Here is a 25,330-nt window from a genome sequence, read left to right as displayed (position 1 = left end):
CCTGGGGCTATGAGTGAGTTGCCCGATCTGGAGTCGTTGCGGCTGCTCGTGGACGTCGGCGAGCTGGGCAGCCTGGGGCGGGCGGCCAAGGCCGCCGGGATCGCGCAGCCGTCCGCGAGCAAGCGCGTCGCCCGGCTCGAACGCCGTCTCGGCGTCCCGCTGCTGGAGCGCACCCCGCGCGGCTCCACGCTGACCGCGGAGGGCAAGATGGTCTCCGGCTGGGCGGCGCAGGTGCTGGCGGCGGCCGAGGAGCTGGTGCGCGCCGTCAAGGCCGTGCGGCACGCCGGCCGGGCCCACCTGCGGACGGCGGCCAGCATGACGGTCGCGGAGTACCTGATGCCGAGGTGGCTGGGCGAGCTGCAGCGCCGCGAGCCCGACGTCCAGGTGGGACTGGACGTGGTCAACTCGGCCGACGTGGCGGCCCGGGTGCTGGCCGGCGAGGTGGAGCTGGGGTTCGTCGAGGGGCCGAGCGTCCCCGAGGGGCTGGCCAGCCGGGTGGTGGGCGCCGACCGGCTGGTGGTCGTGGTCGCGCCGGAGCACCCGTGGGCGCGGCGGCGCACGGCGCTCGGCGGGGCGGAGCTGGCCGCCACGCCGCTCGTGGTGCGCGAGCCGGGGTCGGGCACCCGGGAGACGCTGGAGGTGGCCTTCGCCGGCCTGCACCGGGCCGGGCCGCGGCTGGAGCTGGGGTCGAACTCGGCGGTCAAGGGCGCGGCGCAGGCGGGCGCGGCGCCGGCGGTGCTGAGCGCGTACGCGGTGGAGGCGGAGGTGGCCACCGGGCGGCTGGTGGAGATCCCGCTGGCCGGGCCGGACCTGGCCAGGAGGCTGTGCGCGGTGTGGCGGCGCGGCCGGCCGCTCACCGCCCCGGCCGCGACCCTGCTCGCCGTGGCGAGCCAGCGCCCGGCATTGACGGAGGACGCGGCGGGGACCTTAAAGTGCGGAGATGGGCGCATATGACGTGATCGTGGCGGGCGCGGGGCACAACGGGCTGGTCGCGGCGGCGTACCTGGCCGGGGCCGGGCGGCGGGTGCTGGTGCTGGAGCGGCTCGGCCACACCGGCGGGCTGGCGATCTCGGCGCGCGCCTTCCCCGGCGTGGACGCGCGGCTGTCGCGCTACAGCTACCTGGTCAGCCTGCTGCCCGCGCGGATCGTCCGCGACCTGGGGCTGGGGCTGGAGCTGCGCCGCCGCCGCTACGCCTCGTACACGCCGAAGGGCGGCACGGGCCTGCTCGTCGACAACGAGGACGCCGCCCGCACGGCGGCCTCCTTCGCCGCGGTCACCGGCGGCGAGGCCGACCACAAGGCCTGGCAGGACTTCTACCGCCTGACCGGGCAGGTGGCCCGCACCCTGGCCCCCACCCTCCTCCAGCCGCTGCGCACCGCCGCCGAGATCGAGCGCCTGGTCGGCCCGGAGGCGTGGCGGGACCTGTTCGCCGAGCCGATCGGCCGGACGGTGGACGAGCGCTTCGCCGACGACACGGTGCGCGGCGTCGTGCTCACCGACGCGCTCATCGGCACCTTCGCCGACCCCGCCACCGACCTGTCGGCCAACCGGTGCTTCCTCTACCACGTCATCGGCGACGGCACGGGCGAGTGGAACGTCCCGGTGGGCGGCATGGGCGCGGTCTCCGGCGCGCTGGAGGCGGCGGCCCGCCGGGCGGGCGCGGAGATCAGGACCGGCGCCGAGATCATCGGGATCGCGCCGTCCGGCGAGGTCGCCTTCGTGGACGGGACCGGCGAGCACACCGTGACCGGCGGCCACGTGCTGGCCAACCTGCCGCCCGCGGTGCTGGACCGGCTGCTCGGCCGCCCGCCGGCCGTCCCCGAGGGGGCGCAGCTCAAGGTCAACATGGTGCTGAGCCGGCTGCCCCGGCTCAAGGACCCCGCGGTGGACCCGCGCGCCGCCTTCAGCGGCACCTTCCACATCAACGAGGGCCGCGACCAGCTCGCCCGCGCCCACGCCCAGGCCGCGGCCGGGCGCGTCCCGGAGCTGCCGCCCGCCGAGGTCTACTGCCACTCGCTCACCGACCCGTCGATCCTGGGGCCGGAGCTGCGCGGCCGGGCCGAGACGATGACGCTGTTCGGGCTGCACATGCCCGCCCGGCTCTTCCGCGACGACCCCGAGGGCGCCCGCCGCGCCGCCCTGCGCGCCACGTTCGCCTCGCTGGACTCCGTCCTGGCCGAGCCCATCGAGGACTGCCTGTTCGCCGCGCCCGACGGCAGCCCGTGCGTCGAGGCCAGGACGCCGGTGGACCTGGAGCGGGACGCCGGCCTGCCGGGCGGTCACATCTTCCACACCGACCTGAGCTGGCCGTACGACGAGGACGGCCCGGGCGGCGGCTGGGGCGTGGAGACCGGACACGAGCGCATCCTCCTGTGCGGCGCGGGCGCCCGCCGGGGCGGCGGCGTCAGCGGCATCGGCGGCCACAACGCGGCGATGGCCCTGCTGGCCCGCTAGGAGCCAGGCCCGCTAGGAGCCAGGCCCGCCAGGAGTCCGGCCCGCCCAGGAGTCCGGCCCGCCCAGGAGCCAGGGCCGCTAGTAACCGGAGATCAGCTTGGTGGCCACCTCCATGGCCACCGCCGCGCGCTGCTCCTCCGGCAGGTCCAGCTCCAGCGGGAACGGCACGGTGCCCAGCACCACCGCGAGCACCGCCAGCCGCGCCTCGAAGCGGCGCACCGGGTCGTCCCCGGGCGCCGACAGCACCGAGAGCATGCCGATCAGCCCCTGCTGCATGCGCTCCCCGGCCGGCAGGTGCCCCATGACGCCCTGGTTCACCTGCGCGAAGCGGAACAGCGGCCGCCACTGGTCCTCCAGCAGCCCCGCGATCCGCCCCAGGATCTCCTTCCTGGCCTCGGCCGTCGCGGGCTGCTCCTTGGCCCACGCCGTCAGCTCGTCCATCGACTCGACCAGCCGGTCCACGACGCTGGCCAGGATGTCCTCCTTCGTGCGGAAGTGGTAGTAGAGCGCCGGCCTGGTGATCTCCAGCCGCTCGGCCACCTCCTGCAGCGTCGTCTTGTCGTATCCGCGCTCGGCGAACAGCTCCAGCGCGACCTGCTGGATCCGCTCTCGTGTGTCCGTCCGCCGCCCTGCCATGCCGCTCCCATCCTTGACGGCCGGCCCCCGCATTGCTTACTTTCGTGTAAGTAAGCAATGCGATCCGGCTTTAGGGAGCAGACTATGGCTCAGCCCTTCCCCGTCCAGCGCAGGTGCCCGTTCGCGCCGCCCCCCGAGTACGCCGAGCTGCGCGAGCGGGCCCCGCTCGTCCGCGGCACGTTCCGCGGCAAGGACGTGTGGCTCGTCACCCGGCACGCCGAGGCGCAGCAGGTGCTGTCCGGCACGGGCATCAGCACCAACCCCGCCATCCCCGGCCACCCCCACCACGAGGCGGGGGAGCCCGTCCCCGGGTTCGCCGACGGCCACTTCATCGACCTCGACCCGCCCGAGCACACCCGCTTCCGCCGGCTGCTCATCCCCGAGTTCACCGTCCGCCGCGTCCGGGAGCTGCGCCCGCGCATCCAGGACATCGCCGACCGGCTCATCGACGACATGCTGGCCAAGGGGCCGGACGCCGAGCTGGTGCGCGACTTCGGGCTGCCGCTGCCGTCGCTGGTCATCTGCCGGCTGCTCGGCGTCCCGTACGACGACCACGAGTTCTTCCAGTCGCGCACCCGCACGATGTTGTCGGCCGCCGAGGACGAGGTGCGCCGCACCGCCATGTCCGAGATCAGGGACTACCTCGACGCGCTCGTCACCGCCGCCGAGAAGGGCCCGGAGGACGACCTGCTCGGCCGGCTCATCACCGGCGGCCGGCTGACGCACGCCGAGCTGGTCGGCGTGATCTTCCTGCTGCTCCTGGCCGGCCACGAGACCACCGCCAACATGATCCCGCTCGCCGCGCTCACCCTCCTGCGCCACCCCGACCAGCTCGCCGCCCTGCGTGCCGACCCGTCCGGCTGGCCGGCCGCCGTCGAGGAGCTGCTGCGCTACCACTCGATCGCCGACTGGGTGGCCTTCGACCGGGTGGCCGTCGAGGACCAGGAGATCGGCGGGCAGCTCGTCCGCCGGGGCGAGGGCGTCTTCGTGCTCGGCGCCTCCGCCAACCGCGACGAGCGGGCCTTCGAGCGCCCCGACGACTTCGACGTCCGGCGCGGCGCCCGCCACCACGTGGCCTTCGGCTACGGCGTCCACCAGTGCCTCGGCCAGAACCTGGCCCGCGCCGAGCTGGAGATCGCCCTGCGCACGCTGTTCGAGCGCCTGCCCGGCCTGCGCGCCGCGACGGCCGGCGAGGACCCGCCCGCCAAGTACGACGCCGCCATCTTCGGCCTCGCCGAGCTGCCCGTCACGTGGTGACCCCGGGAAACGCGGAAGGTCCCGTTCATAGGGTTCTCATGATGGTCCCTTAGCGTTTGGAGTATGAGTGAGCCCGCACGGTTGCTGGTAGTGGACGACGAGCCCGCCCTGCGCGAGGCGTTGCAGTCGAGCCTGGAGTTCGAGGGCTACAAGGTCGTCACCGCCAACGACGGGCTGGCGGCGCTGGAGGAGCTGGCCCGCGACACCTACGACGCGGTGCTGCTCGACGTGATGATGCCGCGGCTCGACGGGCTGACCGCCTGCCGCCGGTTGCGGGCCTCGGGCAACCACATCCCCGTCCTCATGCTCACCGCCCGAGACGCGGTCGGCGACCGGGTCTCGGGGCTCGACGCCGGGGCCGACGACTACCTGGTCAAGCCGTTCGAGCTGGACGAGCTGCTGGCCCGGGTACGCGCCCTGCTGCGCCGCGGCGCGCTGAGCACCGGCGGCCGTGAGGGCGACGTCCTGACGTACGCGGACCTGCGCATGGACCCGGCCACCCGCGAGGTCACCCGCGGCGAGCGCCGGCTCGACCTGACCAGGACCGAATACCTGCTCATGGAGCTGTTCCTGTCGCACCCGCGGCAGGTCCTCACCCGCGACCAGATCCTGAGCGAGGTGTGGGGCTTCGACTTCGAGCCCACCTCCAACTCCCTCGACGTGTACGTCATGTACCTGCGGCGCAAGACCGAGGCGGGAGGCGAGCCGCGCGTCATCCACACCGTGCGCGGGGTGGGCTACGTGCTGCGGGCCGCCCCGTGAGACCTCGCAGCCTGCGGGCGCGGCTGACCCTCCTGGTCACCGCGGCCGTGTCGCTCGCCGTCGCCCTGTGCGCGGTCATGTCGTGGTTCATCATCCAGATGCTGGTCGTCGCGCAGGTGGACCAGAGCATCCTGGAGTCCCAGGGGGACGCGAAGTACCTGATCGACACCTGCCGGCCCACCGGCACCCGCGGGCCGTTCTTCGAGGGCATGGCGACGGTGTTGTACCCCGACGGCAGCACCTGCTCGCTCGGCCCGCCCATCGTGCCCGTCCAGGACGACCTGCGGGCGCTGGACCACCTGCCCGAGCCCCTCTACCGCAACGGCGTCACCCGCGACGGCAAGCAGGTGCGGGTCGTGACCGTGAACCTCCAGCCCGGCATGGCCGTGCTGGAGGCCCGGCCGCTCTGGCACGTCCAGCGCACCATGCGCTACGCGGCCTTCGGCCTGGGCGGCATCAGCGTGCTCGGCGCGCTCGGCGCGGCGATGGCCGGGCTCGCGGTCTCGCGCACCGCCCTGCGCCCGGTGGGCGAGCTGACCCGGGCGGTCGAGCACATCGCGCAGACCGAGGACCTCGACACCCGCATCCCCGTGCGCGGCACCGACGAGATCGCCCGCCTGTCGTCGTCCTTCAACGCGATGACGGCGGCCCTGGCCGGCTCGCGCGAGCGCCAGAAACAGCTCGTCGCCGACGCCGGCCACGAGCTGCGCACCCCGCTGACCACCCTGCGCACCAACATCGACCTGCTGCTGCGCAGCGAGCAGACCGGCCGCAGCCTCGACCCCGAGGCCAAGCAGCGGCTGCTGGTCAACGTCAAGGCGCAGTTCGCCGAGCTGTCCACGCTGGTGGCCGACCTGCTCCAGCTCGCCCGCGGCGACCACGACCACGAACCGCACGTCGAGGTGGCCTTCCACGAGGTCGTGACGGCGGCGGTGGAGCGGGCGCGGCTGCGCGGCGCGCAGGTCGTCACCGACCTCCAGCCCTGGTACGTCGTCGGCAACGCCGCCTCGCTGGAGCGCGCCGTGATCAACCTCATCGACAACGCCGCCAAGTTCAGCCCCGACAGCGGGGTCGAGGTGTCGCTCCAGCACGGCCGGCTGACCGTCCGCGACCACGGGCCGGGGCTGCCGGAGGAGGAGCTGCCGCACGTCTTCGAGCGGTTCTGGCGCTCCCCGTCCGCGCGTGGCCTGCCCGGGTCCGGGCTCGGCCTGGCCATCGTGGCCCAGGCGGTGGCGGAGGCGGGCGGCCGGGTGAGCCTGGCGAATGCGCCGGGTGGCGGAGCGGTCGCAACTCTGGATCTACCGGGAACTCTCATTCGTCACTCAGAATCGGATAAGTCCCCTTAAAGACCCGATACGTGAGCTGGGTGCATGGACACAACAGCAGTACGGACGCGCCTGGTCGAGGTAGCCGTCCCCGTGTACAACGAGCAGCGGGCGCTCCGCGCGAGCGTCACCCGCCTGCACGGGTACCTCGCCAGGAACTTCCCCTACGGGTTCCGGATCACGATCGCCGACAACGCCAGCACCGACGACACCTGGCGCATCGCCACCGAGCTGGAGCGGGAGCTGCCGCACGTCCGGGCCGTGCACCTCGACGAGAAGGGGCGCGGACGCGCGCTACGCCTGGTCTGGTCGCGCAGCGAGGCCGACGTCGTCAGCTACATGGACGTGGACCTGTCGACCGACCTGGACGCGTTCCTGCCGCTGGTCGCGCCGCTGCTGTCGGGCCACAGCGACCTGGCCATCGGCACCCGGCTGGCCCGGGCGTCGCGGGTCGAGCGGGGACCCAAGCGGGAGTTCATCTCCCGTTCCTACAACCTGCTGCTGCGCTCGCTGATGGGCGCCGGGTTCTCCGACGCGCAGTGCGGCTTCAAGGCCGTCCGCACCGAGATCGCCCAGGCGCTGCTGCCCGGGGTCGAGGACGAGGAGTGGTTCTTCGACACCGAGCTGCTGCTGCTGGCCGAGCGGTACGGGCTGCGCATCCACGAGGTCCCCGTCGACTGGGTGGACGACCCAGACAGCCGGGTGGACATCGTCAGGACCGCCCTGGACGACCTGCGGGGCCTGGCCCGGGTGGCGCGCAAGACGCTGTCCGGGGCCGCCGGCATCCCGGTGCCCGCGCGGGTGCAGCGGGCCGAGCTGCCGCGCGGCATGGCCCGCCAGCTCCCGCGCTTCGCGATCGTCGGGGCGTTCAGCACGCTGGCCTACCTGGCGCTGTACTCGCTGCTGCGGCTGGCCATCCCACCGCTGGCCGCCAACGCGGTCGCGCTGCTGGTCACCGCCGTGGCCAACACCGCCGCCAACCGGCGCTTCACCTTCGGGGTCACCGGCTCGGCCGGCGCCCTGCGGCACCAGTTCGAGGGACTGATCGCCTTCCTCGTCGGGCTGGCGCTCACCTCGGGCAGCCTGGCGCTGCTGCCCGGCGGGGTCTCGCACGGCGTCGAGCTGGCCGCGGTCATCGCCGCCAACGCCGCCGCCACGCTCGTCCGCTTCCTGCTCCTGCGCGTGTGGGTGTTCAACCCCCAGCGGAGGAACGGTCGATGATCGGCATCCTGTCGCGGCCCGCGCACCGGGCCGCTCCCAGCCGTGCCCTGCCCGCCCGGCTGCTCCTGGGCCGCGAGGGCGACCCGCGCTGGTCGCGCCCCGCCCTGTGGGCGGTGCTGGCCGCGGCGTTCGTCCTGTACGCCTGGTCGCTCAGCGGCGACGCCAACGAGTACTACGCCGCCGCCGTCCTGTCGGGCACCCGGAGCTGGAAGGCGTTCTTCTTCGGCGCCCTCGACGCCGGGTCCTACATCACCGTGGACAAGCCGCCGCTGGCGCTGTGGGTGATGGGCCTGTCGGCGCGGATCTTCGGGTACGGCACCTACAGCATGCTGCTGCCGCAGGCGTTGTCCGGCGTGGCCGCCGTGGCGCTCGTGCACTCCGCCGTGCGCCGGTCCTTCCCCGCCGGCCGCGCGGGGCACGTCGCGGCCCTGGTGGCGGCCGTCGTCATGACGCTGACGCCGATCACCGTCGCGATCAACCGGGACAACAACCCCGACACGGTGCTCGTGCTGCTGCTGGTGCTGGCGGCCTGGTGCTGCCTGGAGTCGCTGCGGACCGGGCGGGTGCGGCCCCTGCTGGCCGCCGCGCTGTTCGTGGGGCTGGCCTTCAACGCCAAGATGTTGCAGGCGTACCTGGTGGTGCCCGCCTTCGGGGTGGCCTACCTGGCCTGCGCCCGCGCGTCCTGGCCCAGGCGGGTGGGGCACCTGCTGGCGGCCGGGGTGGTGATGGCGGTCTCCAGCGCGTGGTGGATGGTGGTCGTCGATCTGTGGCCGAAGGACTCGCGGCCCTACATCGGCGGCTCCACCGACAACACGGTGTGGGACCTGGTCATCGGCTACAACGGGCTGGGCCGCGTCTTCGGGCAGAGCCGCGGCGGTGGGTTCGGCGGCGGCTTCGGAGGCGGGGGCGGTTTCGGGGGCGGCGGCTTCGGCGGCGCGTCCGGTGCCGGGCGGCTGTTCAACGAGGTGATGGCCGGGCAGATCTCCTGGCTGCTGCCGTTCTGCGCGGTGGCGCTGGCCGTCGCGGTGCTGGCGCGGGTGCGGCGGGCACCGGCCGGGCAGGCGCCCTCGGGGGCGGGCTGGCTGGTGTGGGGCGGCTGGCTGGTCGTCCACTACGTGGTGTTCAGCTTCTCCAGCGGGACCTTCCACCCGTACTACACGACCGCGATGGCGCCCGCAGTGGCCGCGCTGAGCGGCATGGGCGCGGTCGTGATGTGGCAGGCGTACCGCGGCTCGCGGGCGTGGGCATGGGCGCTGCCGCTGGCGGTGGCCGCGACCGGGGCGTGGGCGTTCACCGTGCTGCGCCGGACGCCGGACTGGACGCCGTGGCTGGCCTGGGTCGTGCTCGGGGCGACCCTGGCGGCCGTGGCGGCGCTGGTCCTGGCCCGGGTGCGGGCGCGGGTGGCGGTGCGGGTGGCGGCGTTCGCGCTGGCGGCGACGGTGGTCGCCACGCTGGCCGGGCCCGCCGCGTACGCGGTGACGCCGCTGGCCTCGCCGGTGAACGGCACCAACCCGACGGCGGGGCCGTCCACGGGCGGCATGTTCGGCCGGCCGGGCGGCACCGGCCGGTTCCCGGGCGGCGGCGGAATGCCGCCGGGCCAGCCCCCCGGCGGCCAGCCCGGCCAGCCCGGTCAGAGTGGCCAGCCCGGTCAGACCGGTCAGGACGGCGACGGCGGGCGGCGGGGCGGGTTCGGGCGCGGTGGCCCCGGCGGCGGCGTCGGCGACGCCATGACCAAGTACCTCCTCGCCAACCAGGGCAGGGCCACCTGGCTGGTCGCGGTGAGCAGCGCCCAGCAGGCGTCCGGCCTGATCCTGTCCACGGGCAGGCCGGTGATCGCGATGGGCGGCTTCACCGGCAGCGACCCGGCCATGACCGTGGCGCGGCTGCGAGGGCTCGTCTCCTCCGGGCAGCTCAGGTACGTCATGACCGGCGACGGCGGCGGCCCCGGCCGGGGCAGCAGCGAGGTGACGAGCTGGGTGGAGGAGAACTGCGCCGCCGTGACCGGCCAGGACGGCCTGTACGACTGCGCGACCGGCACCTGACGGGCCTCGCGGGGACGGGCGCCGCCGGCAGGGGACGGCGCCCGGACCGGCTCAGAAAGGGACGCGGGCCGGCTCAGGGCGGCGCCCGGACCGGCTCAGGAAGGGACGCGGGCCGGCTCAGGGCGGCGCCCGGGCCGGCTCAGGCGGGGAGGGCCGCGAGAAGGAAGGCGAGGCGGGCGGCGGCGGACTCGACGTCGTCGGTGGTGCCCAGGCGGTAGCCCCACGAGGTGACGAACGCGCCCTCCTCCGAGCACGTGACCGTCTCGGCGAGGGTGGCCGAGAAGCGGTTGCGGACCGCCACGTAGGCCGGGTCGCTCGCCAGGGCAAGGCTCTGGACGGACAGGTCGGCGTGACGACCCGCGTGCCAGGCGAACCGCTCGAGGCTGAGCGCTGTATCGAGCATCATGCGTCACCTCCGCATCGTCTCGCGCCAGAATTGCACGATCTTGCGGGGGCTGGCAAGCAATTGCTGCGGTTAATGTGGAGCTTGTTTCCGATATGTGTGCAGAATGCGGATCATGACGTCTCTTCCGCCTTCGTCAAATTCGGCGACCTTTGCGTAATCGTCGAACGCCTGTACGTAGAACGCGATGTCGTCAGGCTCGCGCATCACCAGATCCTTCGTCATGGTCGCCACGCCCACCATGGCCTCGTTGTAGATCCAGAAGCCGTTGATCGGCGCGGACGGCAGCTCGGTGCCGAAGGGGATCACGCCGAACTCGACGTTGGGCAGCGTGCTGACCGCCAGCAGCCGGTCGAGCTGGCCGCGCATGACGTCGGCCGGGGCGAGCATGGTGTGCAGCGCGGCCTCCGGCACCACGAACCGGAACGTGCGGCTGCGGTCGTAGAGGATCTCCTGGCGCTGCATGCGTACCCGCACCGCCGCGTCGATCTGGTCGGCGGCGCTGTAGAGGCGCTTGACCTTGCGGAAGACGTGCCTGGCGTACTCGGCCGTCTGCAGCAGGCCCATGATGATGCCCGGCTCGAAGGCGCGGAAGAGCTTGGTGCGGGCCTCCAGGTCGCGCATGTCCTCCTGGATGGCGGCCAGGCCGCTGCGGTAGCGCTGCTTCCAGCTGTCGTGCCGCTCCTGGAGCGCGAGGGCCTGCCTGATGAGGTCGTCCATCGTGTCGGGCGCCGCGCCGACCGCCTGCGCCCACACGACCACGTCGTCCTCGGTGGGGGTCTGCCGGGCGTTCTCCAGCCGCGAGACCTTGGACGGCTGCCAGTGCACCCGCTCGGCCAGCTCCTTGCCCGACAGGTGTGCGGCCTCCCGGAGCTGGCGGAGGTGACCGCCGAGGTCGATGCGCGCCTGCTGAAAGGACGTCACGCCGCAAGAGGCTAGCCCCGATTGCGCCGATCATGCCAGCGCCGGGCGCAATTGTCATCAACCGGTTACCGTGGGTGTCGCCTCACTGCTCGGGAAAGGGGTTGCCGGGCCGCCGTCGGGGAGGACCCGGCGGGCGATCTCGGTGATGAGCTCGCGGGGGACCTCCACCGCGGTCTCGCCGTCGAGGACGTCGCGGAGGTCCGCGAGCGCCTCGGCGTCGGTGACCTGGAGGCCCTGAACGACGATGGTGCCGCGGTCGGTCTCGTACAGGGTGGGGCAGGCGCCGGCTTCCGAGGTGGAGCCGAGGAACCGCATGCGCATGACGATCCTTCCCCGAAAAAGGTGCAATTGCGCGCAATTGTACGGCTCGGGGCCTGTCATGTGATCGCCTTTCCGGAAATCCCGATTTTAAGTTGTCGGCGTCAGTCCAGAGCACCCTCCATGAACGCGCGGGCCCGCTCGAACAGGCCCAGGGTCGTGGCGTGCAGCAGGTCGCCGATGTCCTTCGGCGCCTTTCCCGCGAACGCCCTGGCGTGCGTGCCCTCCAGCACGATGCCGAGCTTGAAGCAGGCCATCACCGCGTACCAGTCGATGGCCGACAGGTCGCGCTCGGACAGCGCCGCGTAGTACGACACCAGCTCCCGCCCCGGCGGCAGTCCCGGCACGTGCCCGTCGCTGGACGGCCGGGTGGCCAGCAGCCAGCCCAGGTCGAGCAGCGGATCGCCGATCGTGCACATCTCCCAGTCCACGATGGCCGCCACGCGCGGGCCGTCCCAGGCGAACATGAGGTTGGCGAAGTGGTAGTCGCCGTGCATGATCCCCGGGGCGAAGGAGCGGGGCAGGCGGCGGGTCAGCCAGTCGGCGGTCTCCCGCAGGCCGGGGATGTCGGGGCCGGGGTAGCCGTCGAGGTCGCCGTAGGAGTCGAGCTCCTTGAGCCAGCGCGGCACCTGCCGCTCCAGGAACCCCTCCGGCCGGCCGAACCCGGGCAGCACGCCCGGATCGACCCGTCCCAGCTCGGCCAGCGCCGCGACCGCCTCGAACCCCATCCGGTGCCGGATCGCCGGGTCCGAGGCGTGCGGCTCGGGCAGCCCCGTCGAGGGGTTGAAGCCGTCCACCGGCTCCATCAGGTAGAAGACCGGCTCGCGCTCGGTCTGCGCGGCCACCAGCACCGGCGCGGGCACCGGCGTGCCGCGCAGCGCCGCCAGCAGCCGCGCCTCGCGGCGCAGCACCTCGTTGCTCCTGCTCCGGGCGTGCAGCGGCGGGCGGCGCAGGATGTACGGGCGTCCGCCGCGCTCCAGGCGGACCATGACGTTCTGGGTGCCGCCGAGGACCGGCGCCACGCCGGTGATCGGGCCGCCGGGCAGGCCCTGGGCGTCCATCCACGCGCCGAGCGCGTCGAAGTCGATGGCGCCGACGTCGATGTGCGTGGAGGTCATGATCGTCCTTCGGCGGGAGCGGAATCCGGCAGAATGATATTCTGGTGGGACCCTACGAGAGCGCCGCCCGCCCGGTCAACCCAGGGCCTGCATGAACGGCAGGTACTGGCGGGCCGGATCGCCGGGCAGCCCGCCGTTCCTGACCATCCGCGAGACCGGCCACGGGTCGCCGACGCCGTGCCGGGCGGCCCAGGCGATCATCGGCCCGTGGGAGAGGTCGAAGTCCATCCGCACCTCGCCGCCCGCCGCCAGGGCCAGGTCGCCGATCAGCGCCCGCGCCGTCCCGTCGTCGCGGGCCACGACCGGGCCGATGACCGTGTTGTCGTCGTTGCGCCAGCAGTGTCCGAAACCCAGGAGGCCGGAACCTCCTTCGGCGACCCTGATCTGCTCCCCGAAGGCGGGCATCCGCCGCAGGGCCGCCGACCGGTCCGCCCCGAACAGCTCGGCGTCCAGCGCCAGGATCGCCTCCAGGTCGCCGGGGGACGCCGGGCGGGTGCGGCCGGAGGGCTCGCCGGTGAAGACGCCCGTGTGCCTGGCCGCGCGGCCGACGACGCGGAAGCCGAGCCGCTCGTAGAGGGGGCGGCCGTACTCGGTGGCGTACAGGGAGACCGCGCGGTCGCCGGCGCGCTCCAGCACGTGCCCCATGACGCGGCCGGCCAGGCCGCGGCGCTCGTAGCGGGAGGCGGTGAGGACCATGCTGACCACCGCGTGGCCGGCGCCGTAGCAGGTCAGGACGGTCGTGGCGGCCAGGCCGTCGCCGTCGGGGGCGTCGATGCCGTACGGCTCGCCGAGCTCGAACAGCAGGCGCCACTTGTGCCGCTCGGGCGGCCAGCCGCGGTCGGCGGCCAGTCGGAGGCAGGCGTCGAGGTCGTCGAGGGTGAGGCGGCGAATGGTCATAAGGGACATTTTCGCCATTTGCTCCCGCGCCGAAAACGGTTTACGGCGGGGGAACCGGCTCGGCCAGGGCGGCCGGGACGTCCACCCACTGGGCGCGTAGCTCCTCGCCCAGGGCCTTGGCCTGCGGGTCCATCCGCGGGTTCGCGGCCACGCCCCTGCCGAGCAGTCCGTGGACGACGAAGTTGAGCGCCCTGATGTTCGGCAGCTCGTGGCGGTCGATCCGGTACGCCGCCAGATGGGGGAGGAGCGCGGCCAGCCGGTCGGCGGTCAGGTACACCGCCAGCCAGGCGTACCTGGCGGGGCTGTCCACCCAGACGCCGAGGTTGGCGTCGCCCCCTTTGTCGCCGGAGCGCGCCCCGGCGATCCGGCCGAGGGGGACGCGGACGGCGGGCCCGCCCGCGACGACCGGGGCGGCCGGTACCGGGGTTCTCACGCGCGCCGGGGGCGCGACCTCCACGCGTGCCGGGCCGGTCGCCGGCGGCTCGCCGGCCGGCAGCTCCTCGCCGTCGAGGAAGACCCGCGGGCGCACCTCGCCGGCCGGGACCAGGACCGGCCAGTGGACGCCGTACGGGGTGGCGTCGCCCGGCGGGGTCAGCGCGTAGAAGCCCGGATAGCTGGCCAGGCCGGTCTCGACGACCGCCGAGGAGAAGACGCGGCCCGCCGTGCGGCGGTCGGCGTCCATGACCGTGATCCGCAGCAGGCCCGCGTCCGTGAGCGTCACGTCCACCGCGTCGAACGACTCCTTCGGGACGCGCGCCCAGATCGCCTCCTCCGCCACCCGCGCCTTGGCCTCGGCGTCCAGCCCGGTCAGCACCAGCGTCATGGTGTTGCGGTAGCCACCCGGGTACGTGACCGAGACCTTGAGCGTGCCGGGCGGCGGCTCGCCGCGCACGCCCGAGACCAGCACCCGGTCCGGCCCGTCCTCGGCCAGCGCGATCGTGTCGAACCTGGCCACCACGTCAGGGCCCAGGTAACGCGGGCCGCCCAGCTCGTACACGAGCTGCGCCGTCACCGTCCCGACCGTCACCATGCCGCCCGTGCCGGGATGCTTGGTGATCACCGCGGAGCCGTCCGCGCGCAGCTCGGCGAGCGGGAAGCCGCAGTGCGCCAGGTCCGGGACGTCCTGGAAGAAGGCGTAGTTGCCGCCCGTGGCCTGGCAGCCGCACTCGATGACGTGCCCGGCCACCACCGAGCCCGCCAGCGGGTCCAGGTCGTCCGGGCCCCAGCCGTAGTGCCAGATCCCCGGGCCGGTGACCAGGGCGGCGTCCGTCACCCGGCCGGTCACCACCACGTCCGCGCCCGCCGACAGGGCGGCCGCGACGGGCCGGCCGCCGAGGTAGGCGTTGGCGGTCAGGGGCGGCACGCCCAGCCGCTCGCCGGTGTCGGCGTTGACCAGGTCGAGGTCCCGGCCGGTCAGGTCGTCGCCCTCGACGTGCGCGACCCGCGCGGACAGGCCCAGGCGGGCGGCCAGCTCGCGCACCGCTCCGGCGCAGCCGGCCGGGTCCAGGCCGCCGGCGTTCGAGACGATCCTGATGCCCCGCTCCAGGCAGGTGCCCAGGACGTCCTCCAGTTGCCGCAGGAACGTCGGCGCGTAGCCCGGGCGGCCCTTGGCCCGGTTGCCGGCCAGGACGAGCATGGTCAGCTCGGCCAGCCAGTCGCCGGTCAGCACGTCGATCGGGCCGCCCTCGACCATCTCGCGGGCCGCCGAGAGCCGGTCGCCGTAGAAGCCGCTGCAGTTGGCGATCCGCAGGGTCATCGCGGCCCGCGCCCGGTCGTCGGGCGCCTGGTCGTCGGGCGCCTGGTCATCGCGTGCCCGGTCGTCGCGGGCCCGGTCATCGCGGGGCCCACTTCGGGGGGCGCTTCTCCCAGAACGCCGCGATGCCCTCCTGCCCCTCCTCCGAGGCGAACCGCTCGGCCGACAGCTCGGTCATCCGCCGCAGCCCCTCGCCGAACGGCAGCGCGGGCACCTCCCGCACCAGCCGCTTGGTGATCGCCAGCGCCTCCGGCCCGCCCTTGGCCAGCATCTCCGCGTAGTGCGCGACCGTCGCGTCCAGCTCCTCCTCCGGCACCGCCCGCGACAGCAGCCCGATCTCGGCCGCCCGGGCGGCGTCGAAGACCTCGCCGGTCAGGAAGTACTCGGCCGCGGCCCGCGGATCGAGCCGCCGCAGCACGGGAACGGAGATCATCGCCGGCACCACGCCCAGCCGCACCTCGGTGAACGCGAACGACGCCGACAGCGGCGCGACCGCGAAGTCGCACGAGGCCACCAGCCCGAGCCCGCCCGCCCGCGCGGTGCCGTTGAGCCGGCAGACGACCGGCTTCGGGCTCTCCCAGAGCAGCGTGAAGATCTCCGGCAGCGACGCCGTCACGGGCGCCTTCCCCCCTTCCCGGCTCGCCCGCTGCTCCTTGAGGTCGGCACCCGAGCAGAACACCGGGCCGGTGGCGGTCAGCACGATCACCCGGCACCCCGGCTCGGCCAGCGCCCAGGACAGCCGCTCCTTCAGCTCGGCGAGCAGGCGCGCCGACAGCGCGTTGCGGTTGGACGGCGAGTCGAGCGTGACGGTCGCGACGCCGCCCGCGAGATCCTGGTGCACGAGGCTCGTCATGGGTTCCCCTCCTGAATGATCGCCAGCACCGCCCCGGCCTCGACCTGCCGGCCCGTCTCGACGTGGACGCCGGAGACCACGCCGTCGGCGGGAGCGGTGATCCGATGCTCCATCTTCATCGCCTCCAGCACCAGCACCACCTGCCCCTTGGCCACCCGGTCGCCGGGCGCCACCTCGACGCGGAGCACGCCGCCCGGCATCGGGGCCAGCAGCGAGCCGGGGGCGACGTGCTCGGCGGGCTCGGGCAGGCGGGGGAGCGGGGTCAGCTCGGCGTGGCCGCCGGGGTGGTCCACGTACACCGTGACGTCCCTGGCGGGACCGTCCTCGCCGTAGCGGGCCACGTCGAAGGCGTGCCGGACGCCGTCCCGCTCCAGCACCACCCGCTCGGGGGTGGCGCCGACCACGGTGACGCCGTCCGGCAGCGGGTCGTAGACGACCTCGATCCCGGCGAAGGCGACGCCGCGGGGCTGGGAGCGAACGTTGCGCCAGCCGCTCGGCAGGCCGCCCAGCACGGGGGCGCGCCGGCGGTTCGCGGCGGCCAGCGCGAGGGCGGCGGCCAGCGCGGTCAGAGCGTCCACGGGCTCGGGCGCGGCCGGGGCGACCGGGCCGCCGGGGTCCAGGAAACCGGTGTGCGTGTCACCGGCGGCGAACGCCGGGTTCGTCAGGATCCGTACGAGGAGGTCCCGGTTGGTGGTGAGGCCGTGCAGCCGCGCCCGCCGCAACGCCGTCACCAGCTTCCTGATCGCCGCCGCCCGCGACTCCCCGTGCGCGATCACCTTGGCCAGCATCGGGTCGTAGTACGGCGGCACCACCGACCCGGACTCCACGCCCGCGTCCACCCGCACGTCCCCGCCGACGTCGAAGCGCCGCAGCACGCCCGCCTGCGGCAGGTAACGCTCGTCCTCCGCGTAGAGGCGCGCCTCCACCGCGTGCCCGGACGGCGCCGGCGGCCCGGCAGGCAGCGCCGCGCCCTCGGCGACCTCCAGTTGCAGCCGCACGAGGTCCACCCCGTACACCAGCTCGGTGACCGGGTGCTCCACCTGGAGCCGGGTGTTCATCTCCAGGAACGCCACCCGGTCGCCCTGGACCAGGAACTCCACCGTCCCGGCCCCGACGTACCCGATCGCGGCCGCCGCCCGCCGGGCCGCCTCGCACAGCCGCTCCCGCAGCCCGGCCCCGACGCCGGGCGACGGGCACTCCTCGACGACCTTCTGGTGCCGCCGCTGCACGCTGCACTCGCGCTCGCCCAGCGTCCACACGGTGCCGTGCGCGTCGGCCAGCACCTGCACCTCGACGTGCCTGGCCCGCTCCCACAACGGCTCGGCGAACACCGCGGGATCGCCGAAGGCCGCCAGCGCCTCCCGCCGCGCCGAGGCGACCTCGCCCGCCAGCTCCCCGGCCTCCCTGACGATCCGCATGCCCCGCCCGCCCCCGCCCGCCGACGCCTTGACCAGCAGCGGGAACTCCCCGGGATCCGCCAGGTCCAGCGAGGGCAGCACGGGCACCCCGGCCGCCGCCATGAGCCGCTTGGCCTCGATCTTCGACCCCATCGCGGCGATCGCCCCCGGCGGCGGGCCCACCCACACCAGCCCGGCCTCCAGCACCGCCCGCGCGAACGCGGCGCTCTCCGACAGGAAGCCGTAACCGGGATGCACGGCGTCCGCCCCGGCGGCCCGGCAGGCGGCCACGATCCGGCCGGCGTCCAGGTAGGTGTCGGCGGGGAGCGCGCCCGGCAGGCGTACCGCGAGGTCGGCCTCGGCCACGTGCGGCGCGTCCGCGTCGGGGTCGGCGAACACCGCGACCGTCTCCACGCCGAGCGCCCGGCAGGTACGGAAGACGCGCCGGGCGATCTCCCCCCGGTTCGCGACGAGCAGCCGGCCGATCACGGGCGGAACACCCCGAACCCGGCCGCCTCCGGCACCGGCGCGCTGTTGACCGCCGACAGGCACATCCCCAGCACGGTACGGGTGTCGCGCGGATCGATCACCCCGTCGTCGTACAGCCGCCCCGACAGGAAGAACGGCATCGACTCCGCCTCGATCTGGGCCTCCACCGTGGCACGCATCGCCGCGTCCGCCTCCTCGTCGTAGACCTGCCCTCTGGCCTCGGCCGCCGCCCGGCCCACGATCGACAGCACCCCGGCGAGCTGCGCGGGGCCCATCACCGCCGACCTGGCGCTCGGCCAGGAGAACAGGAACCGGGGCTCGTACGCGCGCCCGCACATCCCGTAGTTGCCCGCCCCGTACGAGGCGCCCATGACGACCGTCAGGTGCGGGACCGTCGAGTTGGACACGGCGTTGATCATCATCGCGCCGTGCTTGATGATGCCGCGCTGCTCGTACTCCCTGCCGACCATGTAGCCGGTGGTGTTCTGCAGGAACACCAGCGGCGTCCTGGACTGGTTGGCGAGCTGGATGAACTGCGTCGCCTTCTGCGACTCCTCGCTGAACAACACGCCCCGCGCGTTGGCCAGGACCCCCACCGGATAGCCGTGGACGCGCGCCCAGCCGGTCACCAGCGACGTCCCGTACAGCGGCTTGAACTCCTCGAACGCGCTGGCGTCCACCACCCTGGCGATCACCTCGCGCGGGTCGAAGGGCACCTTCAGGTCCTCGGGGACGATGCCCAGCAGCTCCTCGGCGGGGTAGCGCGGCTCCTCGGCGGGCAGCAGCGGCGTGGCGCCGAGCTTGCGCCAGCTCAGCGAGCGCACGACGCGCCGGCCGATCCGCAGCGCGTCGTACTCGTCCTCGGCCAGGTGGTCGGCCAGGCCGCTGACCCGGGCGTGCATCTCCGCGCCGCCCAGCGACTCGTCGTCGGACTCCTCGCCGGTCGCCATCCGCACCAGCGGCGGGCCGCCCAGGAACACCTTGGCGCGCTCGCGCACCATCACCACGTGGTCGCTCAGACCGGGCACGTACGCGCCGCCGGCCGTCGAGTTGCCGAACACCAGCGCCACCGTCGGGATCCCGGCCGCCGACAGCCGCGTCAGGTCGCGGAAGACCCGCCCGCCCGGGATGAAGATGTCCTTCTGCGTGGGCAGGTCCGCGCCGCCGCTCTCGACCAGGTTCACGTACGGCAGCCGGTTGCGCAGCGCGATGTCGGCCGCCCGCAACGTCTTGCGCAGCGTCCACGGGTTCGACGCGCCGCCCCGGACCGTCGGGTCGTTCGCGGTGATCACGCACTCGACGCCCTCGACCACCCCGATCCCGGTCACCACGCTCGCCCCGACCGGGAACTCGCTGCCCCACGCCGCCAGCGGCGACAGCTCCAGGAACGGCGAGTCCGGGTCCACCAGCAGCTCCACGCGCTCCCTGGCGAGCAACTTGCCGCGCCGCCGGTGCCGCTCGACGTACTTCGCGCCGCCCCCGGCCACCGCCCTGGCGTGCTCGGCGTCCAGCTCGCGCAACCGGGCCAGCATGGCCTCGCGGCGTGCCCGGTACTCGGCGCTCCCGGCATCGAGTCTGCTGACGATCATCCCTCGTACGGTAGCGGCGGGCGCCCCGCCCGCGAAAGAGCCGCCGCCCGCACCCGGACGGCGGCTCCCCGCGGACGGGCCACGGCTACTTGCAGTGGCTCCAGCCGGACTTCCAGCTCAGGTCGGCGATCGAACCGCCCCAGATCACGCACTTCTTCGCGGCCGCCAGCCGGACGGGGCCGGCGTAGGCGGTGAACTTGCCCGGGTTGCTGCCGCTGGCGCCGCCCTTGACCTGGAGGGTGGCGTTCATCTCGATCTTGCCGGGATACTGGTAGCGGGCCATCGTCACCACGCAGTTCTTGCTCGCGCTCGCGTTCCACAGCAGGTAGATCGTGGCGTAGTTGCCCAGCGCGTGGGAGTTGATCACCTTGTAGCCGGCCCCGCAGGCGCCGGTCGCCGTGTACGGGTTCGGCTTGGCCGGCGGCTTCGACGGAGTGACGGTCTTGGTGGGCTCGTCCGGGTCGTGCGTCGGCGCGTTCGTCGGCTCCGCCTCCGGGTCCACCGCGACGGTCTTCTTCTTGCTGCGCGTCGGCTTCGGCGTCGGCGTCGGCGTCGAGGAGGCGTGCGGGCGCTTCGCCGAGGTCTGCGGGCGCGGCTGCGTGCTGACCGGCGGGGTCGGGACCTGGGCGACCGGCTGCTCGGAGTGCTTCTTGCCGGTCTTCTTCTCCGGCTCCTCGATGTCGAGGGTGCCGACCGGGACGGGGTCGTCCGTGGGGACGACCGGGTCGGTGTTCTCCTGGGTGGCGGGCGGCTCGCCGGGCTGGCCCGCGCCCGAGCCGCCGTCCTGGGTCCTGCGCGTGGCGTCGCCGGCGGCCACCACGGGGGTCTGCTTGCTGTTGGCCTGCACCACGACGGCGCCGGCCACCACGAGCAGCGCCGCGGCGGCGGCGCCGGACAGGGCGAGCGTCATGGTGCGCCGCTGCCTGCCGGCCGCCGCGTCGCCACCCTGCCCACCCGAGGCCCCCGCCCCGCCCGGACGAGAACCACCGGGCCGCGCGTGCGGCCCCCCGTGCGCGGAGCTCCCGGCCGCGCCGGAGGCCCCAGAAGCACCGGCCCCAGGACCACCGTGACCACCGGGTACGGGGCCACCGGGTACGGGGCCGCCGTGACCACCGGGCGCCGCGCCGCCGGACGCAGGGGCACTGGCCCCAGGGCCGCCGGCTACGGGACCGCCGGGCGCCGCACCGCCGGGCGCGTGGGCACCGGCTCCAGGACCGCCCGGCACGGAGCCGCCCGGCACGGAGCCGCCGGGCACGGAGCCGCCCGGGACAGGGGCGCCCGAGGCCGGGCCGCCGGGTACGGGGCCGTTGGGGTGGGGGCCGCTGTTGGGGTGGGAGCCAGGGGCGGCGGAGGCCGGGCCGGGCTGGGCGGGGCCGTTCTGGATGGCGGCGGCGAGGTGCGGGAAGGGGCCCGACTGCGGGGACAGCCCCGGCTGCGGCAGACCCGCCGCCCAAGGACCCGCCTGGGGCCCGGCCGCCTGACCGCCCTGGGGCCCGCCGGGCTGACCGCCGTGGGCGCCGGGCTGGGGGCCGGCGACCTGGCCGGCCGGGGGGCCGGGGGGCGGGGTGGTGTGGTTCTGGCCGGTGACCGGCTCGATGGCGGCCTTCGGGGCGGGCTGGCCGGTGAGGCGGACGATCAGCTCGTCGGCCGTGGGCCGCTGGGACGGGTCTTTGGACAGGCAGGCCGCGACCAGCTCGCCCAGCTCTCCCTCCATGCCGCCGAGCTGCGGCTCCTCGTTGAGGATGCGGTTCATGACGACGGGGATCGAGTCGGCCCCGAAGGCGGGCCTGCCGGTGGCGGCGAAGACCATGGTGACGCCCCAGGCGAACACGTCGGCCGCCTCCGACACCACCGCCCCGGTGAGCTGCTCGGGCGCCAGGTACGACGGCGTCCCCATCGCCATCCCCGTGGCCGTGGCGCCGGGCGAGTCGAGGGCGCGCGCGATGCCGAAGTCGATCACGACGGGCCCCTCGGGCCCCATGAGGACGTTGGCGGGCTTGAAGTCGCGGTGCAGGATCCCCGCCCGGTGGATGGCGGCGAGCGCGGTGGCCGTGCTGATGGCCAGGCGCTCCAGCGCCGCGCCCCGCCGCGGCCCCTCGGTCAGGACGAGCTCGCGCAGCGACGGCCCGGGAACGTACTCGCTCACGATGTACGGCCGGCTGCCGTCCAGGTCGGCGTGGAGCACGGGCGCGGTGCAGAACCGGGCGACCCGCTGCGCCACCGCCACCTCGCGCAGGAACCTGGTCCGCGCGTCGGCGTCGGCCACCAGGGCGTGGTGCAGCAGCTTGACCGCGACCTGCTCCCCGGAGTCGCTCTTGCCGAGGTAGACAACGCCCTGGCCGCCCTCGCCGAGCCGGGCGACGATGTCGTACGCCCCCAGCCGTCGCGGGTCGTCCGCCGCCAACGGCTGGAACTGATTCACGTCGGACCCCCATTACAACCCAATAGATGAGGCAAAACGCTACCAGCGTGACCGTTGAGGCGTCTGCCGGACTTGTCAGAAGTTTCATGTTCTGACCCGGCGAAGTCAGCTTCCGTCGCAGGTCGTGTGCGCGGCGAAACCCAAGGTCACGGCTTGGTGAACGCGGTCACCCGCCGGTCACTCTCGGCTGGCCCTGCCCGGGTTCAGCTGGCCTCGCCCGGGTTCAGATGGCCTTGCCGGGGTTGAGGATGCCCAGCGGATCGAGGGTCGCCTTGATGCCCCGCTGCACCTCGGCCGCCACCGGCCCCGACTCCATCGCCAGCCAGCGCCGCTTGAGCAGCCCCACCCCGTGCTCCCCGGTGAGCGTGCCGCCCAGCTCCAGCGCCCGGGTGAACACCTCGTCCGCCGCCGCCCACACCTCGGCGGGCGGCTCGGCGACGCCGTGGCCGAAGATGAAGACCGGGTGCAGGTTGCCGTCCCCGGCGTGCGCGACCGTGCAGACGCGCACCCCGTGGCGCGCGCCCGCCGCCTCGATGGCGGTGATCATGTCGGGCAGCGCCGAGCGCGGCACGCACACGTCCTCCACCAGGCAGGCCCCCAGACGCTCCTCGGCCGGGTACGCCAGCCGCCGCAGCCCGATCAGCTCCTCGGCCTCCTCCGGCCCGGCGGCCACGGCCACGAACGAGGCCCCGTGCTCCACGCAGATCCGCCCCATACGATCGACCGCCGCCTGCTGCCCGTCGCCCGCGTCCGACTGGCCGATGAGCATGGCCCGGGTGCCGGGCTCCAGCCCGATGTTGCGCCAGTCGTCGATGGCCTCCAGCGTGGCCCGGTCGAGCAGCTCCATGAGCGACGGCCGGCAGCCCGCCGCCATGATCGCCGACACGGCGGCGCCCGCCTCCCGCAGCGAGCCGAACTCGGCCGCGAACGTCGCGGGCGGCCCGTCCGGCGCGGGCCGCAGCCGCAGCGTGGCCGCGGTGATCACGCCGAGCGTGCCCTCCGAGCCGACGAACAGGCCGGTCAGGTCGTAGCCGGTGACGCCCTTCATCGTGCGGCGGCCGGTGTTCAGGACCCGGCCGTCGGCCAGCACGACCTCCAGGCCGAGCACGGAGTCGCGGGTCACGCCGTACTTGACGCAGCGCAGCCCGCCCGCGTTGGTGGCCAGGTTGCCGCCGATCGTGGAGATCTCGTACGAGGAGGGGTCGGGGGCGTACATGAGGCCGTGCTCCCTGGCCGCCCGGTCCAGGTCGGCGGTGATGACGCCGGCCTCGGCGACGGCGATCTCGTCGGCCGGGGACAGCTCCCTGACGGCCGTCATCCGGGCCAGCGACAGGATCACCGCCCCGTCGCCGGCCACGGACCCGCCGGCCAGGCCGGTGCCCGCGCCGCGCGGCACCACCGGCACCCGGTGCTCGCTCGCCCAGCGCAGGGTGGTCACGACGTCCTCGCGGGAGGCGGCGAGCACGGCCGCGAGCGGCCTGCCGGGCTCCAGGAACGTCCGGTCGCGGGCGTAGGAGGCGACCACGTCGGGATCGGTCACGACGCGGGCTTCGGACAGCGAGTGCACCAGGGCATCAATCGGTCTCACACCGGCAGCCTACGGTTTGCGCATGGCCGTCCTTAAGGCCAGACTGCCCGGGTGGAAGTCAGGTGCCCGGTGTGTTCGGAGACCGACCAGGTCGTCGCGGTCCCCGGTGCGGTAGCGGCCGGGACCACCTACCGCATCGGGCGGGTCAGGTTACCCGGCACGCGCGATGTCGCCGACCTGCCCACCGCCGCCACGCTCGGCGCGTCCAAGCACGTGATGAGCCGCACGCAGCTCGCGGTCTGGCTGTCGTTCCCCAGCCGCCACTACACGGCCTGGACGAGGAACCAGGGCTACCTGATGCTGCTCGTCGCGGCCCTGGTCCACCTGGTCGTCTCGCTGGTGATCGCGATGGGCCAGGACCCGCAGTGGGGCGAGGTGCTGCTCGCCCCGTTCTGCCTGACGGGGTTGTTCTGGGGGTTCGGGCTGCTCAACGTGCTCGGCGCGCGCGGCGCCCGCAAGCGGGACGCGATGGAGGCCCCGGCCAGGGAGAAGGCCCTGGCCGTGTGGGAACGCCTGCGCTACTGCGCCCGCGACAACATCGTCTACGAGCCGGGCGTGGGCGTCTGGTTCCACCCGAGTGAGACGCGCGAGTACATCTTCGGCTTCCGCCCGCGGCGCTAGGCGGGCCCGCCCGCGCCGCGGGTGAGCCCGCTCCCGGCGTTAGGCGAGCCCGCGCTCCTCGGCCACCAGCCGGACGCACACGCACAGGCCCTCGATGGCCTGCTCCAGCTCGTCCAGCTCCGGGTAGGTGGGCGCGATGCGGATCGTGCGGTCGTCGGGGTCCTTACCGTAGGGGTGGGTGGCCCCGGCCGGCGTGAGCGCGATGCCCGCGGCCTTGGCCCGGGCCACGACCTCGGCGGCGTGCGGCACCTCCAGGCTGATGAAGTAGCCGCCCTTGGGGCTGGTCCAGCTCGCCAGGCCGCCGAGCCGCTCGGTCAGCACCTTGTCCACCAGCTCGAACTTCGGCCCGATCAGCTCGGCGTGCCGGCGCATGTGCGCCGCCACCCCCGCCGCGTCGCGCAGGAACTCCACGTGCCGGAGCTGGTTGAGCTTGTCGGGGCCGATGGACTGCTTGGCGGTGTTGTACAGGAACCACTCGACGTTCGCCGGCGAGGAGCCGAAGAACGACACGCCCGCCCCGGCCAGCGTCACCTTGGAGGTGGAGGCGTAGACGAACACCCGGTCGGGGTGGCCCGCCTCGGCGGCCAGCGCCAGCAGGTCGGCCAGCTCGGCCGGGGTGTCGGTGAGGTGGTGCACCGCGTAGGCGTTGTCCCAGAAGACGCGGAAGTCGGGCGCGGCCGCGGGCATGGCCGCCAGCCGCCGCACGGTCTCGTCGCTGTAGACGACGCCGGACGGGTTGCTGTACTTCGGCACGCACCAGATGCCCTTGACGCTCGCGTCGGTGGCGGCCAGGCGCTCGACGACGTCCATGTCGGGGCCGTCGGCGGTCATCGGCACCGGCACCATCGTGATGCCGAAGCGCTCGCAGATGGTGAAGTGCCGGTCGTAGCCGGGCACCGGGCACAGGAACGTGATCCTGGGCTCCTCGATCCACCGGCGGGCCGCGCCGGGCACCGGGCTGAGCAGCGCGTGCACCACGGTGTCGTGCATGAGCGCCAGGCTGGCGTTGCCGCCCACGACGAGCTGCCCGGCCGGCACCTGGATCAGCGGCGCGAACAGCTCGCGCAGCTCGGCCAGGCCCTGCAGGTTGCCGTAGTTGCGGCCGTCGGTGCCGTCGGCCGCCCGGTAGCTCGTGGGCAATTTGAGCATGTCGTTGGAGAGATCGAGCTGACGCGGCGACGGCTTGCCCCGGGTGAGGTCGAGCGAGAGCCCGCGCTGGACGAGGGCGTCGTAGTCACGCTGTGCGGTCACGAGAGATCT

21 protein-coding genes are annotated in these 25,330 nt (G+C 74.1%); 8 read left to right on the top strand and 13 right to left on the bottom strand.

Going from position 1 to position 25,330, the window contains the following annotated elements:
- Positions 1-9 precede the first annotated feature (9 nt).
- Positions 10-954 (top strand): LysR substrate-binding domain-containing protein, encoded by a 945-nt coding sequence (locus AB0H75_RS12485; protein WP_367794855.1) that lies wholly within the window; start codon positions 10-12, stop codon positions 952-954.
- Positions 941-2,455 (top strand): phytoene desaturase family protein, encoded by a 1,515-nt coding sequence (locus AB0H75_RS12480; protein ID WP_367794852.1) that lies wholly within the window; start codon positions 941-943, stop codon positions 2,453-2,455. The genes AB0H75_RS12485 and AB0H75_RS12480 overlap by 14 nt, the downstream gene beginning before the upstream one ends.
- A 78-nt stretch (positions 2,456-2,533) precedes the next feature.
- On the opposite strand, the gene AB0H75_RS12475 is transcribed toward AB0H75_RS12480, so the two are convergent.
- Positions 2,534-3,091, bottom strand: a complete 558-nt coding sequence (locus tag AB0H75_RS12475) for a TetR/AcrR family transcriptional regulator (RefSeq protein ID WP_367794850.1) — start codon at positions 3,089-3,091, stop codon at positions 2,534-2,536.
- An 84-nt stretch (positions 3,092-3,175) separates the two neighbouring features.
- Between AB0H75_RS12475 and AB0H75_RS12470 the strand changes: the two genes are divergently transcribed.
- The 5 genes from AB0H75_RS12470 to AB0H75_RS12450 all read left to right on the top strand — a co-directional run bounded on the left by AB0H75_RS12470 (position 3,176) and on the right by AB0H75_RS12450 (position 9,698).
- A complete protein-coding gene (locus AB0H75_RS12470) occupies positions 3,176-4,348 on the top strand; it encodes a cytochrome P450 (protein WP_367794847.1) in 1,173 nt (390 codons plus the stop codon).
- A gap of 63 nt (positions 4,349-4,411) precedes the next feature.
- A complete protein-coding gene (locus AB0H75_RS12465) occupies positions 4,412-5,110 on the top strand; it encodes a response regulator transcription factor (RefSeq protein ID WP_367794844.1) in 699 nt (232 codons plus the stop codon).
- A complete protein-coding gene (locus AB0H75_RS12460; protein WP_367794841.1) occupies positions 5,107-6,456 on the top strand; it encodes an ATP-binding protein in 1,350 nt (449 codons plus the stop codon). Before AB0H75_RS12465 ends, AB0H75_RS12460 begins: the two co-directional genes overlap by 4 nt.
- 24 nt (positions 6,457-6,480) lie before the next feature.
- On the top strand, positions 6,481-7,656 hold the full coding sequence (locus tag AB0H75_RS12455) for a glycosyltransferase (protein ID WP_367794838.1): 1,176 nt from the start codon (positions 6,481-6,483) through the stop codon (positions 7,654-7,656).
- On the top strand, positions 7,653-9,698 hold the full coding sequence (locus AB0H75_RS12450; RefSeq protein WP_367794835.1) for an ArnT family glycosyltransferase: 2,046 nt from the start codon (positions 7,653-7,655) through the stop codon (positions 9,696-9,698). The genes AB0H75_RS12455 and AB0H75_RS12450 overlap by 4 nt, the downstream gene beginning before the upstream one ends.
- Before the next feature lie 139 nt (positions 9,699-9,837).
- On the opposite strand, the gene AB0H75_RS12445 is transcribed toward AB0H75_RS12450, so the two are convergent.
- The 11 genes from AB0H75_RS12445 to AB0H75_RS12395 all read right to left on the bottom strand — a co-directional run bounded on the left by AB0H75_RS12445 (position 9,838) and on the right by AB0H75_RS12395 (position 23,449).
- The gene (locus AB0H75_RS12445; protein ID WP_367794833.1) at positions 9,838-10,104 is read right to left on the bottom strand and encodes a hypothetical protein; all 267 of its coding nucleotides are present in this window, start codon (positions 10,102-10,104) and stop codon (positions 9,838-9,840) included.
- Positions 10,105-10,173: 69 nt separating this feature from the next.
- Positions 10,174-11,025: a helix-turn-helix domain-containing protein gene (locus tag AB0H75_RS12440; RefSeq protein WP_367794830.1), complete on the bottom strand. Its 852-nt coding sequence runs from the start codon at positions 11,023-11,025 to the stop codon at positions 10,174-10,176.
- Positions 11,026-11,082: 57 nt separating this feature from the next.
- Positions 11,083-11,346: a hypothetical protein gene (locus tag AB0H75_RS12435; protein ID WP_367794827.1), complete on the bottom strand. Its 264-nt coding sequence runs from the start codon at positions 11,344-11,346 to the stop codon at positions 11,083-11,085.
- 101 nt (positions 11,347-11,447) lie between these two features.
- Positions 11,448-12,461 carry a phosphotransferase family protein gene (locus AB0H75_RS12430; protein WP_367794824.1) on the bottom strand — a complete coding sequence of 338 codons (1,014 nt, stop codon included), beginning with the start codon at positions 12,459-12,461 and terminating at the stop codon, positions 11,448-11,450.
- Between the two features lie 75 nt (positions 12,462-12,536).
- Positions 12,537-13,358 (bottom strand): GNAT family N-acetyltransferase, encoded by an 822-nt coding sequence (locus AB0H75_RS12425; protein ID WP_367794821.1) that lies wholly within the window; start codon positions 13,356-13,358, stop codon positions 12,537-12,539.
- A gap of 40 nt (positions 13,359-13,398) precedes the next feature.
- Positions 13,399-15,114: an acyclic terpene utilization AtuA family protein gene (locus tag AB0H75_RS12420; RefSeq protein ID WP_367794818.1), complete on the bottom strand. Its 1,716-nt coding sequence runs from the start codon at positions 15,112-15,114 to the stop codon at positions 13,399-13,401.
- A gap of 76 nt (positions 15,115-15,190) precedes the next feature.
- Entirely contained in the window at positions 15,191-15,964 is a 774-nt protein-coding gene (locus AB0H75_RS12415; protein ID WP_367794815.1) for an enoyl-CoA hydratase-related protein, read from the bottom strand.
- On the bottom strand, positions 15,961-17,850 hold the full coding sequence (locus AB0H75_RS12410; protein ID WP_367794812.1) for a biotin carboxylase N-terminal domain-containing protein: 1,890 nt from the start codon (positions 17,848-17,850) through the stop codon (positions 15,961-15,963). The genes AB0H75_RS12415 and AB0H75_RS12410 overlap by 4 nt, the downstream gene beginning before the upstream one ends.
- Positions 17,847-19,439 carry an acyl-CoA carboxylase subunit beta gene (locus AB0H75_RS12405; protein WP_367794809.1) on the bottom strand — a complete coding sequence of 531 codons (1,593 nt, stop codon included), beginning with the start codon at positions 19,437-19,439 and terminating at the stop codon, positions 17,847-17,849. The genes AB0H75_RS12410 and AB0H75_RS12405 overlap by 4 nt, the downstream gene beginning before the upstream one ends.
- A gap of 85 nt (positions 19,440-19,524) precedes the next feature.
- A complete protein-coding gene (locus AB0H75_RS12400) occupies positions 19,525-21,861 on the bottom strand; it encodes a protein kinase (RefSeq protein WP_367794807.1) in 2,337 nt (778 codons plus the stop codon).
- A gap of 223 nt (positions 21,862-22,084) precedes the next feature.
- Positions 22,085-23,449, bottom strand: a complete 1,365-nt coding sequence (locus tag AB0H75_RS12395; RefSeq protein ID WP_367794804.1) for an FAD-binding oxidoreductase — start codon at positions 23,447-23,449, stop codon at positions 22,085-22,087.
- A 69-nt stretch (positions 23,450-23,518) separates the two neighbouring features.
- Here AB0H75_RS12395 and AB0H75_RS12390 point away from each other — a divergent pair, with 69 nt between their 5' ends.
- The gene (locus tag AB0H75_RS12390) at positions 23,519-24,070 is read left to right on the top strand and encodes a hypothetical protein (protein ID WP_367794801.1); all 552 of its coding nucleotides are present in this window, start codon (positions 23,519-23,521) and stop codon (positions 24,068-24,070) included.
- Positions 24,071-24,109: 39 nt separating this feature from the next.
- On the opposite strand, the gene AB0H75_RS12385 is transcribed toward AB0H75_RS12390, so the two are convergent.
- The gene (locus AB0H75_RS12385; protein ID WP_367794798.1) at positions 24,110-25,321 is read right to left on the bottom strand and encodes an aminotransferase class I/II-fold pyridoxal phosphate-dependent enzyme; all 1,212 of its coding nucleotides are present in this window, start codon (positions 25,319-25,321) and stop codon (positions 24,110-24,112) included.
- Positions 25,322-25,330 lie beyond the last annotated feature (9 nt).

Source organism: Nonomuraea sp. NPDC050783 (assembly GCF_040802095.1).
In the GTDB taxonomy this organism is placed as follows: Bacteria; Actinomycetota; Actinomycetes; order Streptosporangiales; family Streptosporangiaceae; genus Nonomuraea.
Note: the sequence above shows the minus strand (reverse complement) of the source record. Positions and strands in the feature narration are given on the sequence as shown.

Bases quoted from the DNA above. Each gene is read 5' to 3' on its own strand.
- AB0H75_RS12485 (WP_367794855.1), top strand. From the start codon at position 10: ATGAGTGAGTTGCCCGATCTGGAGTCGTTGCGGCTGCTCGTGGACGTC.
- AB0H75_RS12480 (WP_367794852.1), top strand. From the start codon at position 941: ATGGGCGCATATGACGTGATCGTGGCGGGCGCGGGGCACAACGGGCTG.
- AB0H75_RS12475 (WP_367794850.1), bottom strand. From the start codon at position 3,091: ATGGCAGGGCGGCGGACGGACACACGAGAGCGGATCCAGCAGGTCGCG.
- AB0H75_RS12470 (WP_367794847.1), top strand. From the start codon at position 3,176: ATGGCTCAGCCCTTCCCCGTCCAGCGCAGGTGCCCGTTCGCGCCGCCC.
- AB0H75_RS12465 (WP_367794844.1), top strand. From the start codon at position 4,412: ATGAGTGAGCCCGCACGGTTGCTGGTAGTGGACGACGAGCCCGCCCTG.
- AB0H75_RS12455 (WP_367794838.1), top strand. From the start codon at position 6,481: ATGGACACAACAGCAGTACGGACGCGCCTGGTCGAGGTAGCCGTCCCC.
- AB0H75_RS12450 (WP_367794835.1), top strand. From the start codon at position 7,653: ATGATCGGCATCCTGTCGCGGCCCGCGCACCGGGCCGCTCCCAGCCGT.
- AB0H75_RS12445 (WP_367794833.1), bottom strand. From the start codon at position 10,104: ATGATGCTCGATACAGCGCTCAGCCTCGAGCGGTTCGCCTGGCACGCG.
- AB0H75_RS12435 (WP_367794827.1), bottom strand. From the start codon at position 11,346: ATGCGCATGCGGTTCCTCGGCTCCACCTCGGAAGCCGGCGCCTGCCCC.
- AB0H75_RS12430 (WP_367794824.1), bottom strand. From the start codon at position 12,461: ATGACCTCCACGCACATCGACGTCGGCGCCATCGACTTCGACGCGCTC.
- AB0H75_RS12425 (WP_367794821.1), bottom strand. From the start codon at position 13,358: ATGACCATTCGCCGCCTCACCCTCGACGACCTCGACGCCTGCCTCCGA.
- AB0H75_RS12420 (WP_367794818.1), bottom strand. From the start codon at position 15,114: ATGACCCTGCGGATCGCCAACTGCAGCGGCTTCTACGGCGACCGGCTC.
- AB0H75_RS12415 (WP_367794815.1), bottom strand. From the start codon at position 15,964: ATGACGAGCCTCGTGCACCAGGATCTCGCGGGCGGCGTCGCGACCGTC.
- AB0H75_RS12405 (WP_367794809.1), bottom strand. From the start codon at position 19,439: ATGATCGTCAGCAGACTCGATGCCGGGAGCGCCGAGTACCGGGCACGC.